Genomic DNA, 12,493 nt, shown 5'->3' on the forward strand with positions numbered 1-12,493 from the left:
GCTCTCCGTTTAATACCCCCAATATAACGGCGGATCATAATGCCGATACGGATCATTCGGATAATGCGTATTTGGCTGATAAGGTTTATTCATATCGTGAATACCCGTATTTTCAGACTGCCCGCAGTATTTATCGGGACCTATCACAGTTGATTTGCAGATCGGTGAAACAGCTTTTTCCCATTCCTGTTCATTCAGACAGTACGTATGCGCCATGATCTCGGGCGGTGTGAGGCGGAGAATATCCGACCCGTAAATCACTTCAGGCGTATGGGCGTCAAATATGGCCAAAAGATGGGTATTATCTGAAGTCGCGATCTCATAATGCCACCACCCCTGCGGAATATTCGCCACTTGCCCGGGGGTAATCGGGTAATTACGTATTTTCTGGGTGAACGGATTCAGCATCGACACGGTTGCGGAACCCGAAATACAGTACACCAATTCAGCGGCATTTTGATGGGTATGCGGTTCAATCACATTTGTCTTGCTCAAAAAGATATCCAATAATGAAATATTTTCAAGCGTGTTTAATTGTTTAATCCCCAATACATTGATAAAGTTCCGATGATCTTTAGTGAAAAAACGGCTCTCATTCACATCATATGTGAACTGTGTATTCGGAGACGTGTAATCCATATAAGAAACCATACAATCCCCTGCTTTCATGTGTAAACGTATAATTTCTAGAATATGTGTCCCGGTTCCAATAGGTGAAAAAGGGAATAAAAACCAATGATTCCAAACTGACCACAATATTGTGACGACTTTTCTAAAGATTCATTTAAGATATATCTTTTATTCGAAATATCTCTTACTATAAAGATATATTATAAATACATCTTTAGAAGGGTTGAGGATTAACATGCTGGATGAGAGAACAATAGACATCATCAAAAGCACAGTACCCGTATTGAAAACACATGGAGAAAACATCACAGGACGCTTTTATAACCTGATGTTTCAAGATCATCCCGAACTGTTAAATATGTTTAACCAAACGAACCAAAAGAAACAGACGCAGCGCGCAGCATTGGCAAATGCAGTCATTGCGGCTGCGGCGAATATTGATCAATTAGAACAAATCATTCCGGCAGTCAGACAGATCGGCCATAAACATACTAGCATCGGGGTAAAGCCGGAGCATTATCCGATTGTCGGAAAATATTTGCTTCTGGCGATCAAGGATGTGCTGCAGGATGCCGCAACTCCTGACATTATGGAGGCTTGGGAAAAAGCTTACGGCGTCATTGCAGAGGCTTTCATCGGCATTGAAAAAGATATGTACAATGCGGCCGGATGGCAGGGATATAAAGAATTTACGGTGATAAAGAAAACCGAAGAAAGCAAAGACATCACATCATTTTATATCAAACCGAGCGACGGCTCTGCGCTTCCTGAATTTGAAGCGGGGCAATATATCAGCATTAAAGTGCGGATTGCAGATTCTCCTTATACGCACATTCGCCAATACAGCCTTTCTGATGCTGCCCGAAAAGGCGAATATCGAATTTCCGTGAAAAAGGACGGGGCGGTTTCTTCTCATCTCCACAATGAAGTTCAAGAAGGAGATAAACTTGAAGTCAGCGCACCCGCCGGGGATTTCAAACTGTCTTCCGCCGAAAAACCGGCTGTCCTTCTCAGTGCCGGTTCCGGAATCACGCCGATGATGAGCATGCTGAAAACAGCCGCCGAAAAACAGCCGGAGCGTTCCATTACTTTTATTCATGCCGCGAAAAACGGAGAGTACGCCGCGTTCCGCAAAGAAGTTGAGCAAGCTGCGGCAGGCAATCCGAATATTAACGTCATTTATGTATACAGTGAACCGTCAGAACAAGACCGCTTAGGAGACAAGCCTTTTTACAGCGGCCGGATTGATCAAAGCTTTTTAGAGCAGCTTCATCTGAATCAAGATGCTGAATTTTACTTGTGCGGTTCAGCACCGTTTATGACGCAAATGAAAGATATGATTCTTGCACTCGGGTTTAACTCTGAATCCGTTCAATTTGAATTGTTCGGTCCTCAGCTGAGCATGGCATAAAAAAAAAGACTCCTCTTTGAGGGTTTTTTTTTTTGCATACATGTTCTTTCTCCGTCTTTTTCCCTATTTTATTGAAATTTTCATCAATGACCAGTAAAATTATAAATCTAGTGATTCCGGAATTAAAGGAAGGTTGATATGAAAAAGAAAGCAAAGACCAAAAGGGTGCTTGGATGCCTTTTTGCTGTATCTCTTATATTCGGATTATTTCTGGTATCAATGGTGTTTTCGAAATTCATAGCGACGGAAGAAAAACCGCCTGAAGAGGTGGACGGGCAGCAGGTCTTTATTGACAGCCTTTCCGGGCATGCTCAGATTTTATATGAGAAATATCATGTCCTTCCGAGCATCACCCTTGCACAGGCCATTCTCGAATCGGATTGGGGGAACAGTGAGCTTGCGGGAAAAGCGCGCAACCTGTTCGGTGTAAAAGGTGATTATAAAGGAAAACACGTCACGATGAAAACAGATGAATTTGAAAAAGGGAAACGAAAAACGATTCGGGCAAAATTTCGTAAGTACAACACGTTTTTTGAATCCATGGATGACCACGCCAAATTATTTGTCAAAGGAACGTCTTGGAATAAAAAGAAGTATAAACCCGTCATAGAAGCGGACGATTATAAATCAGCTGCGGCAGCCCTTCAAAAATCCGGCTATGCCACAGATCCCGACTATGCGGAAAAAATTAAAGATGTCATAGAAACCTATAACCTGAATGAATTTGACAAAATCAATGCCTCTCTTAAAGCAGTTGATAAGAAAGGCGCCATCAAAGACTACGCCATGGAAGACATTTGGTCCAAGCCGTCGAAAGAGCAGCATTCTATTAAACTGGCATCGGCGCAAAAGTTTACCGGCCAGCATATTAAAGTTGTCTCTGAGAAGCAAAACGGCGGATCTGTCTGGTATCAATTTCAGGTGAAAGACAAGCTGATCGGCTGGGTTGACCAAACCGCCGTCCAGTTAAATGAAGAAACATAAGCATCACAAAAGCCGGCCGCAGCCGGCTTTTTTTACATTCCCTCTGTTTCAAACCTTTTAATATCACGTTTATGCCCCATCAGCACAAGGCAGTCACATTCATGGATGACAGACTCCGGAGAAGGGGACAGCTGAATGTCTCCATTATGTTTCACGGCGAGAATGGTGCAGCCGAATCTGGCACGGACGCCGAGGTCAAGAATGGTTTTTAAATGGAGTTTTTTCGTGGCTGACAGTTCTACTATGCTGTATTCATCTGACAGATCAATATAATTTAAGACGTTTTCATCCGAAAGGCTTTGCGCAATCCTTACGCCCATATCCTTTTCCGGATGAATAATACGATCAGCGCCGATTTTCTCAAGCACTTTGTGATGATAATAATTTTGCGCCTTCACCCAAATGTTAGGGATGTTCAGTTCTTTCAATAACAGCGTCGTCAGCGTGCTTGCCTGAATGTTGGCGCCGATTGCCACGATGACATATTCAAAATTTCTGATGCCGAGCGATTGAAGTTCGCTTTCTTCCGTCGCATTTGCCCGCACGGCATGAGTGGCATAAGAGGAGTATGCGTTGACCCGCTCTTCGCTGATATCGACGGCCAGCACCTCATGCCCCATTTTAAAAAGCTCTTTGCAGATGCTTCCGCCGAAACGGCCGAGTCCGATGACGGCAAATTGTTTATTTTTGATTTTTCCCAATCCTCATAACTCCTTAAGAAACTGTTTTCGTCACTCCAAATACAACAAACAAGAATGTACTCCTGTTTCAAAGGTTTGTCAATGTGAGAGCCGGAAGATAAAACGGCACAAAAAAAGACCGGCTGACAAGCGGAGCTTGTGCCGGTCCGTTTTTCGCAATTATTTGCAGTTGCAAGGCTGTGTCGGCGGTGTGCTGCGTTTTTGAACAACAATTGTGTCCTCAGCATAGAATTTAGAGCCGATGCTTAATGATTTATTTTCTGCACGGAACTTATATGTACCTGCAGCAGGCAATGTTTTATTATTAAGAGAAAGCTTAAATTCCGCTGCGCCGAGCAAATCAATGTTTAACGGAAGTCTGACTGTTTTGCCGTTATTCAGAATCTGTCTTTCACGCAAAGCGTGTCCGTTGATTGTATCTTTTGTTGTAGCCGCAAATCCGCTAGGAAGGGTAAATTCCATAACGCCTAGGCTTAGGATCGTGTTCGGGCGGTACGTCAATTCGATATCAGAAAATGACCATTCCTGCTGGCTGGCACCTGTGTATTTTGCAAATAAAGTAGCGGTCGCCTTTGTGGACATTTCCGGCTCGTGAACGGTTGAACCTGATTCAGCGGCGAATGACGCTGTCGGCAGAGAAAGCAGTAAAGCCAAGCCGAATAAACTTGCCATGACAGTTGAGAAAAACTTTTGTTTCATATCAAAATCCCCCTTAAAAAAATTTGCCGATCGTTCTTAAAAAAGAACGACCGTACCTATAAAAATTTACCATCAATTTTAATGGAAGTAAATGGGGTTATGTTCCTATATTTCCTCGAAAATGATCAAATCGTGTCGAAAAATGACGAAGAAAAAACGCCTGATTACGATTCAGGCGTTTTTTCGTCTGTTTCTATCGGAATAAAGTTAAAAATCTCTCCGCTCCGGACTGAATCGGCGAGCCGCTTCAGCCAATGATAATAGGCCTTCGAGCTTTCAAGCTGATCATATAACTGCCGCGCTTCTTCCTGTAATTCCGCGCTGCCTTCCTCTGCCAGCAAAACGGCCTGCAAATCCGCCTGGGCCTGTACGATGGCGGACAAATTCACCTGAACTTCCCGATCCCATTTCGGCGGGAAGAAATTCGTGAAAAACGTAAAGAAATCCTTTTCCGCTACAAATGTATGCTTCCGCGTGCCGCGGTGAAAGGTTTTTTTGACCACATTTAAATCCTGCAGCTTTTTGACGCCTGTGCTCATACTCGGTTTGCTCATCTGCAGTTCCTCACGCATTTCATCAAGCGTCATTTCATCCCTCATATACATTGTTCCGTATAAAATCCCGACACTCCGGGTAATTCCGTACAGATCCATCGTCTCAGCAATGGAATCAATGACAAGATCCCTTGCTTGTTCTATAGCTGCAAATTCTGGATTCTCATCCATACTGTCCCTCTTTTCCTCTTGAAGATTAAATTGATTAAGTCATTTCTTTATGTTCTTAATCTTAACGAATCATGGCGAAATGTCAAAACCTAAGCGGACAAACAAGGTTTTGACAGGTTAAAAAACATGTGTTAAATTAACATTGTTAAAAACATTAAATTTTTATTTAACAAACTTACTTTTCGGTAAGGAGGACTCTTATGAGCAAAACGCTTTATATCGGCGGCGAATGGATCAGTGCAGAAAAAAAGCAGACCCGCCGTATCATCAATCCATTTAATCAGGAAGAAATTGCAACAGTATGCGAAGGAGACCGGAACGATGCGGTGAAAGCCATCGCCGCAGCCAGAAAAGCATTTGATGAAGGGGAGTGGCCGGTGCTTTCCGGACTGGAGCGCGGTCAATTTGTTCTGAAAATTGCGGAATTAATCAGACGCGATCTGAACGAATTAGCTGAGCTGGAATCGCTGGACACAGGTAAAACCATTGAAGAAAGCAAAGCCGACATGGATGATATCGCAAATGTTTTTCAGTATTATGCCGGTTTGGCGGATAAAGACGGAGGCGAGGTCATCTCATCTCCTATTCCCGATTCCGTAAGTAAAATCGTCAGAGAGCCAATCGGCGTATGCGGACAAATTACGCCGTGGAACTATCCGCTCCTTCAGGCGAGCTGGAAAATTGCTCCCGCTCTTGCGGCCGGAAACACGATCGTTTTAAAGCCGAGCGAGATAACTCCGCTGACAACGATTAAAGTCTTTCAATTAATAGAAGAAGCCGGTATTCCGAAAGGAGCCGCCAATCTTGTGCTTGGACCGGGCGCTTCTGTCGGGGATGAGCTGGCGAGAAACCTTGACGTCGATTTGGTGTCCTTTACGGGCGGAATTGAAACAGGCAAAAAAATCATGCAGGCGGCAAGCGGCAATGTGAAAAAGATTGCCCTTGAGCTTGGCGGCAAAAATCCGAATATCGTGTTTAAAGATGCGGATCTCGAAACAGCTGCAGATCAAGCGCTCAACGCCGTGTTTTTTCATGCCGGCCAAGTTTGTTCTGCAGGCTCGCGCCTTTTAGTGGACGAAGCCATTCATGATGAATTTTTAGCCGAGCTGATCAAGCGCACGAAAAGCATCAAATTAGGAAACGGTTTTCATGAAGATACGGAAAGCGGTCCGCTGATTTCCGCCGAGCATCGGGCCAAAGTTGAAAAATACGTAGAAATCGGCATCGAAGAAGGGGCAAAGCTGGAAACAGGCGGCAAACGTCCTGATGATCCCGCTCTTCAAAACGGTTTCTTCTATGAACCTACTATTTTCTCAAACTGCAAGTCTGACATGAGAATTGTCCAAGAGGAAATCTTCGGCCCCGTTTTAACAGTCGAGTCATTCTCTTCTGAAGAAGAAGTGGTCAGACTCGCCAACGATACCATTTACGGGCTGGCCGGAGCGGTATGGTCAAAGGATATTGAAAAATGCGAACGCGTAGCCGCGAAACTGCGGATGGGTACGGTTTGGATCAATGATTTTCATCCGTATTTCGCGCAAGCGCCGTGGGGCGGGTACAAACAATCAGGCTTCGGCCGCGAACTCGGCAAAATCGGTCTGGAAGAGTACACGGAAATCAAACATATTTACCGCAATACGAAACCTGCACCTGTTAACTGGTTTCAAGCATAACAAGGAGGAGATATAATATGACATTAAATATGAAAGTAGAAAGCATGCATAAATTCCATACATTCGAAATCCCGACAGTTATTAAGCACGGAATCGGCGCGATTCAGCATGCGGGAAAAGAAGTCAGAGCGCTTGGTGTCACAAAAGCGCTGCTCGTAACAGACCCGGGAATTTATAATGCGGGAGTGGCAAACCCGGTTATTGAATCCTTGCAGGAAGCGGGCATCGAAGTCGTCCTGTTTAACAAAGTGGAGCCGAACCCGCCTGTACGTCTTGTGAACGAAGGATCTGAACTGTATAAAAAAGAAAACTGCAACGGCCTTGTGGCTGTCGGCGGCGGAAGCTCCATGGATACGGCGAAAGCGATCGGGGTAGAAGCAACACACGAAGGAAGCGTGCTTGATTATGAAGCAGCGGAAGGCAAAAAGCCGCTGGAAAACCGCATTCCTCCGCTGACAACGATCCCGACGACTGCGGGAACAGGTTCAGAGGTCACACAATGGGCGGTCATTACAGATGAGGAAAGAGAATTTAAATTCAATACGGGCGGACCGCTTATCGCCGCGCATTTAACAGTCATTGATCCTGAGCTGCATACGTCCATGCCTCCGCATGTGACGGCTATGACAGGTATCGATGCCCTCGCGCACGCCATTGAGTGCTATACGATGAAATTCGCGCAGCCGATCACTGATGCTGTGGCTTTAATGGCAATTGAATATGCGGCGCATTATATTAAGCGTGCGTTCGCGGACGGAGAGGATTTGGAAGCGAGATACGGCATGGCGCAGGCGGCGATGCTTGCCGGACTTTCATACGGCAGTGAATCCGCAGGCGCTGCGCATGCAATGAGCCAGACACTTGGCGGCATCATCCCTGTCGCTCACGGGCAATGCGTCGCAGCTATGATGGGGCCGGTAATGGAATATAACTGGAAGGGATATCCGGAAAAATTTGCCCGCATCGCCAAAGCATTCGGAATCGATACAAGCAAAATGACAACCGAAGAAGCGGCCAAAGCGTCCGTCAATTGGATGTATGACCTTGTAAAAGATTTAGAGGTGCCGAGCTTAGAAGAACAAGGTGTGTCTCCGGACATGATTGAGCGCTTATCAAAAGAAGCCATGAAAGATCCGCAAACCTTCGGAAATCCAAGAGACTTGAATGAGAAAGCATACAACTGGATTTACAAACGCTGCTTTGACTTAACGCCGAAAACGGTATAATAATTGAACCCCGCTTCTTTACAGAGCGGGGTTTTTTTAAGGATAATGTCAAGAAAAAGGCGGTGACGGGTGATGTGGAAGTGCATAACAGCAAAGGCGGAAGGCGTATATATAGCGGATACGGAACAATTTGTTACCAAAAAGATGGACAAGCTTCGTGCGGAATACGGCGGGTTTCCCGGTGACCTTCATTTCGGACTGACAAAAAAAGCCGGTGCGCGGGAGCCGATGTATCAAAGAGGGACGGAAATTTTTAACCGGAGACAAATTTCAATCGTGTCCATGGAGGAATGTGATGAGATTGCGGCGGCGATGGGGGTTTCTCATATCTTTCCCGAATGGCTCGGCGCTAATATCGCAATCAGCGGTTTTTCTGCACTGACGTCGCTTAAAGAAGGAAGCAGAATAATATTTCCAAGCGGTGCGTCTCTGTTGTGCGAGGGAGAAAATGATCCGTGCATTCAGCCGGGAGAAATCATTCAATCCTTTTACCCGGATCAGCCAAAACTCGCTGCGGCGTTTGTGAGGCACGCGATGGGCAGAAGGGGAATTGTGTGTATTGTTGAACGGCCGGGAGACATATGCACGGGTGATTCGGTCGACATTCATTCTTATGAACCGAAACGCGTTAAGAAAAAAATCGAAAAGGTCTGATTCAGACCTTTTCGATTTTTTGTTTGATTTCTTTTATTTGATTGATGTGACGCTTTTCATGATGGCCGATAAAATCAATCCACTGGCGGATCGTCAGTTCTTGAAAAACGGGATGCGGAAGCACCCGTTCAAAGTCTTCCTCGTTTAATGATGAAATAACGGCGGTCAGCTGCTGTCTTGCCGTATCTAATTCTTGTTTCGCTTCAATGACTGATATTCGGTTTTGCTCAGGTTCAAGCTGTGACGGCGCCGGCCGTTTATTTGTTCTGTCCTCTATAAACTCCATCGGTTTTTCTTCGATTTTTTTAAACGGTGCGTCTTTTGCCTGCTTTGTTAAAAGATTCTGCGCTGATTCGTCAATTTTCTTTAAATGGTCAAGGACTTCGCGCACGCTCCATTCATCAGCCGCAGGCTTTTGGTTGAATTCCTCATCAGAGAGTCCTTTCAGTTCTTCCCAAGTCTGCTGTCTGGCTTCATTAAAAATGCTCATTCTATCTCCTCCTTTGGAGTAAACATACCATATCCGGATTGGATAATCATGTAATCAGCCTTTTTTATCAGAAAATTGAAACCATTTCCCTTTACACCCGTATATAAAGTAACACTCCGAGACCCGGCCGAAAGGAGGAAAGTATGTGGACATATTTCATCTGCCGCTTGAAACGATCTATCTTTACACACTGATTATTGCGGGGAGCCTCACGCTTTTGATTCTGTTTTTTCAAGATGTGTTTCACGGCCTCTCGGAAGCCATTCCTGTTTCATTCGTAAATCCAACGTTGATTTTATCGTTTTTGACCATCTTTTCAGCCTCAGGTTACATCGGCGAAATCGCAACTTCGCTTTCAAATCCTGTCATTGCATTACTTTCATTTGTGCTTTCAGTTTTTTTGGTCAGCCTGCTTTACTTCTTCATCCTTGTACCGCTTTCATCTGCGGAAGAATCGCTCGTATATCGGGAGTCGGATTTAAAGGGCAGAATCGGCAGGGTTATTACTTCCGTTCCGAAAGATGGCTATGGGGAAGTGATCATAGAGGGAATCGGAGGCGCCATTTCTAAATCTGCGGTCAGCTTTGATCAAGAACAGATCAAGTACGGAACGGCCGTATTAGTGATTGATGTGAAAGACGGAGTGCTTTTTGTGACGCCGCATGAACCAATCTGATATCTAAGGGGGAACTGTTATGACTATGCCGATTATCATTGTTATCGGAATCGTATTCTTTTTACTCATCGCACTTATTGCTGTATTTATTACGAAGTACCGGACGGCGGGGCCGGACGAAGCCCTTATCGTAACCGGAAGCTATTTGGGAAATAAGAACGTCCACGTTGATGAAGGCGGAAATCGTTTGAAAATCGTCCGGGGCGGGGGAACATTCGTGCTCCCGGTATTCCAGCAGGCAGAACCTCTCAGTTTACTGTCAAGCAAACTTGATGTCTCTACACCTGAAGTTTATACAGAGCAAGGCGTGCCGGTAATGGCCGACGGAACCGCCATTATAAAAATCGGCGGCTCCATCGGGGAAATCGCAACAGCCGCTGAACAATTTTTAGGGAAGTCTAAGCAAGACCGCGAGCAGGAGGCGCGTGAGGTGCTGGAGGGCCATCTGCGCTCCATTCTCGGCTCCATGACCGTTGAAGAGATTTATAAAAACAGGGAAAAGTTTTCTCAGGAAGTCCAGCGGGTCGCGTCTCAGGATCTTGCCAAAATGGGGCTTATGATCGTTTCCTTTACGATTAAAGATGTCCGCGATAAAAATGGCTATCTAGAATCGTTAGGTAAGCCGAGAATCGCCCAAGTCAAGCGGGATGCGGACATTGCCACGGCAGAAGCGGATAAAGAGACGAGAATTAAACGCGCGGCGGCTGATAAAGACGCAAAAAAATCAGAGCTGGAGCGGGCGACGGAAATAGCTGAAGCGGAAAAAATCAATCAGTTGAAAATGGCGGAATACAGAAGAGAGCAGGACACAGCAAAAGCCAATGCCGACCAGGCATATGACCTCGAAACAGCAAAAGCCCGCCAGCAGGTGACAGAGCAGGAAATGCAGATTAAAATTATTGAGCGGCAAAAGCAGATTGAATTGGAAGAAAAAGAAATTCTCCGCCGTGAGCGCCAGTATGACTCTGAAGTGAAGAAAAAAGCCGATGCCGACCGTTATTCGGTAGAGCAAGCGGCCGCAGCTGCAAAGGCGAAGCAGCTCGCAGAAGCAGATGCCGAACAGTATAGTATTGAAGCGATGGCCAAAGCGGAAGCTGAACGCGTGAGAATTGACGGTCTTGCTAAAGCGGAGGCTGAAAAGGCGAGAGGAAAAACCGAAGCGGAAGTCATCCGCCTGAAAGGTCTTGCGGAAGCGGAAGCTAAAGAGAAAATTGCGGAAGCTTTCGAAAAATACGGTCAGGCCGCAATCCTCGATATGATTGTGAAAATGCTGCCTGAGTATGCGAAGCAAGTCTCGGCGCCTCTTTCCAACATTGATAAAATAACCGTCGTTGATACGGGAGGAAGCGGTGAAAACGGCGGAGCCAATAAAGTCACGGGCTATGCAACCAATTTAATGGCCGGTCTTCAGGAAAGTTTAAAAGCATCTTCCGGAATCAATGTAAAAGAGATCATTGAGAATTTTTCAGGCAAAGGAAACATAAAACAAAGCATAAATGAACTTACAAAAGAACTGAGCGATTCGAAAGAAGAACGCAGCTCTGGATAAAAAAACAGCAGGCGTAACCCGCCTGCTGTTTCAATTTGCCCGCTTGGATTCAAGAAGCCGCGGCGCCGTCATGAATAATAAGATAAGGACAATGGCTGAAAGGATAAAAGAAGGAATCATATAAGTCGCGTTGTAGACGAGCGAATAAATCCAGACCGGAGTGCCCTTCGGAGCATAGCTTCCGAAAAAGACCGCTCCGGAGATTACATGTGCCGCATACCGCAGTACACTGCCGATAAAAACGCCGCTTACCACATACACCGTTAATGCGCCTCTTTTTTTAGCCAATGCCGTTTCACGGACACCGGAAGCAAACAAGCCGCTGAAACCGAGAACTGCAAACGCCGCGATATAATCAAGAAATAGCTGCACCGGATGCTGTAAAAACAAATTGCCGATGGCGATCTGGACAATCCCTGTTAAAAAGCCTGTCGTAAGCCCGGCCTTCACTCCCCAGCGGAATGAAATCAAAAAAATCGGAATCATCATAATAGAGACTGATCCGCCTTGGGGCATCCGGAGAAACATACCTGACACAATGTCCAGAATGACGGCCGCTCCGGTCATAATCGCTATTTCTATTAAGCGCACAAGCTGTGTTGAATGATTCATAGTTTTCCCCCTGGTCAGACAACCGTATCAAGGATAAACAAAAAAGCAGCGCGGGGAAGGATGGGAAAAGGTCCGCGCGCTGCTTACAAAACTGCAATTCATTTGGCTTTGCCACATCCCTACGCCAGCGTTAACTAACAGGTTCAAAGGGTCAGAACAAAACGTTCACTCTCAGCTTTAATGCTCCCCTTGTGGTCATCAAGTATTTAGTTCAATCTTACTATACAAGAAAATATACCAAACCACAAGACTGCATTCTTTCTATAGAAGAGAAACTGAAATAAGTAAGAAAGAAAATAAACGGAGACTTTTTTTAAAAAAACTATTGTCATACTTTCAAAAGGGTGTTATATTATTAAACGTCGCTGATGAACAGCAGACAACAACAAAAAGCTTCAAAAACGACTTAAAAAAAGTTGTTGACATAAAAGAAGCTGAGTGGTAAGATAATAAAGCTGCTTCG

At 45.2% G+C, this 12,493-nt stretch carries 13 protein-coding genes and 1 riboswitch; of the genes, 7 read left to right on the plus strand and 6 right to left on the minus strand.

Annotation, left to right across the window (positions count from 1 at the left end; translation table 11 throughout):
* Nucleotides 1-9: 9 nt before the first annotated feature.
* Entirely contained in the window at nucleotides 10-651 is a 642-nt protein-coding gene (locus ICW23_RS11550; protein ID WP_016938172.1) for a cupin domain-containing protein, read from the minus strand.
* 214 nt (nucleotides 652-865) lie between these two features.
* On the opposite strand from ICW23_RS11550, the gene hmpA reads away from it, so the two are divergent.
* Complete coding sequence (gene hmpA, locus ICW23_RS11555; RefSeq protein WP_016938173.1) at nucleotides 866-2,041, plus strand: NO-inducible flavohemoprotein; 1,176 nt, start codon at nucleotides 866-868, stop codon at nucleotides 2,039-2,041.
* A 138-nt stretch (nucleotides 2,042-2,179) separates the two neighbouring features.
* Nucleotides 2,180-3,025: a glucosaminidase domain-containing protein gene (locus tag ICW23_RS11560; RefSeq protein ID WP_016938174.1), complete on the plus strand. Its 846-nt coding sequence runs from the start codon at nucleotides 2,180-2,182 to the stop codon at nucleotides 3,023-3,025.
* 32 nt (nucleotides 3,026-3,057) lie between these two features.
* Here ICW23_RS11560 and ktrA read toward each other — a convergent pair whose 3' ends face one another.
* The 3 genes from ktrA to cudC form a co-directional block, all read right to left on the minus strand.
* Nucleotides 3,058-3,726 (minus strand): potassium uptake protein KtrA, encoded by a 669-nt coding sequence (ktrA, locus tag ICW23_RS11565; protein ID WP_016938175.1) that lies wholly within the window; start codon nucleotides 3,724-3,726, stop codon nucleotides 3,058-3,060.
* 159 nt (nucleotides 3,727-3,885) lie between these two features.
* Nucleotides 3,886-4,425: a biofilm surface layer hydrophobin BslA gene (gene bslA, locus ICW23_RS11570; protein WP_016938176.1), complete on the minus strand. Its 540-nt coding sequence runs from the start codon at nucleotides 4,423-4,425 to the stop codon at nucleotides 3,886-3,888.
* A gap of 164 nt (nucleotides 4,426-4,589) precedes the next feature.
* Nucleotides 4,590-5,150: a transcriptional regulator GbsR gene (gene cudC, locus ICW23_RS11575; protein ID WP_016938177.1), complete on the minus strand. Its 561-nt coding sequence runs from the start codon at nucleotides 5,148-5,150 to the stop codon at nucleotides 4,590-4,592.
* Between the two features lie 200 nt (nucleotides 5,151-5,350).
* Here cudC and betB point away from each other — a divergent pair, with 200 nt between their 5' ends.
* The 3 genes from betB (at nucleotide 5,351) to ICW23_RS11590 (ending at nucleotide 8,703) form a co-directional block, all read left to right on the plus strand.
* Nucleotides 5,351-6,823, plus strand: a complete 1,473-nt coding sequence (gene betB, locus ICW23_RS11580) for a betaine-aldehyde dehydrogenase (RefSeq protein ID WP_016938178.1) — start codon at nucleotides 5,351-5,353, stop codon at nucleotides 6,821-6,823.
* A 17-nt stretch (nucleotides 6,824-6,840) separates the two neighbouring features.
* On the plus strand, nucleotides 6,841-8,049 hold the full coding sequence (gene gbsB / locus ICW23_RS11585) for a choline dehydrogenase (RefSeq protein WP_016938179.1): 1,209 nt from the start codon (nucleotides 6,841-6,843) through the stop codon (nucleotides 8,047-8,049).
* Between the two features lie 72 nt (nucleotides 8,050-8,121).
* On the plus strand, nucleotides 8,122-8,703 hold the full coding sequence (locus tag ICW23_RS11590) for an MOSC domain-containing protein (RefSeq protein WP_016938180.1): 582 nt from the start codon (nucleotides 8,122-8,124) through the stop codon (nucleotides 8,701-8,703).
* Between the two features lies 1 nt (nucleotide 8,704).
* Here ICW23_RS11590 and ICW23_RS11595 read toward each other — a convergent pair whose 3' ends face one another.
* Nucleotides 8,705-9,193, minus strand: a complete 489-nt coding sequence (locus ICW23_RS11595; protein ID WP_016938181.1) for a DinB family protein — start codon at nucleotides 9,191-9,193, stop codon at nucleotides 8,705-8,707.
* Between the two features lie 145 nt (nucleotides 9,194-9,338).
* On the opposite strand from ICW23_RS11595, the gene ICW23_RS11600 reads away from it, so the two are divergent.
* The gene (locus ICW23_RS11600; protein WP_016938182.1) at nucleotides 9,339-9,869 is read left to right on the plus strand and encodes an NfeD family protein; all 531 of its coding nucleotides are present in this window, start codon (nucleotides 9,339-9,341) and stop codon (nucleotides 9,867-9,869) included.
* A gap of 19 nt (nucleotides 9,870-9,888) precedes the next feature.
* Nucleotides 9,889-11,418, plus strand: coding sequence for a flotillin lipid rafts scaffold protein FloT (locus ICW23_RS11605; protein WP_188154525.1), 1,530 nt, complete (start codon nucleotides 9,889-9,891; stop codon nucleotides 11,416-11,418).
* 30 nt (nucleotides 11,419-11,448) lie between these two features.
* Here ICW23_RS11605 and thiT read toward each other — a convergent pair whose 3' ends face one another.
* Nucleotides 11,449-12,030 (minus strand): energy-coupled thiamine transporter ThiT, encoded by a 582-nt coding sequence (gene thiT / locus ICW23_RS11610; protein WP_016938183.1) that lies wholly within the window; start codon nucleotides 12,028-12,030, stop codon nucleotides 11,449-11,451.
* Nucleotides 12,031-12,129: 99 nt separating this feature from the next.
* Nucleotides 12,130-12,230, minus strand: a riboswitch (TPP riboswitch).
* Nucleotides 12,231-12,493: the final 263 nt, after the last annotated feature.

The sequence above is a fragment of the Bacillus sp. 1021 genome, assembly GCF_014534735.1.
GTDB lineage: Bacteria > Bacillota > Bacilli > Bacillales > Bacillaceae > Bacillus > Bacillus siamensis.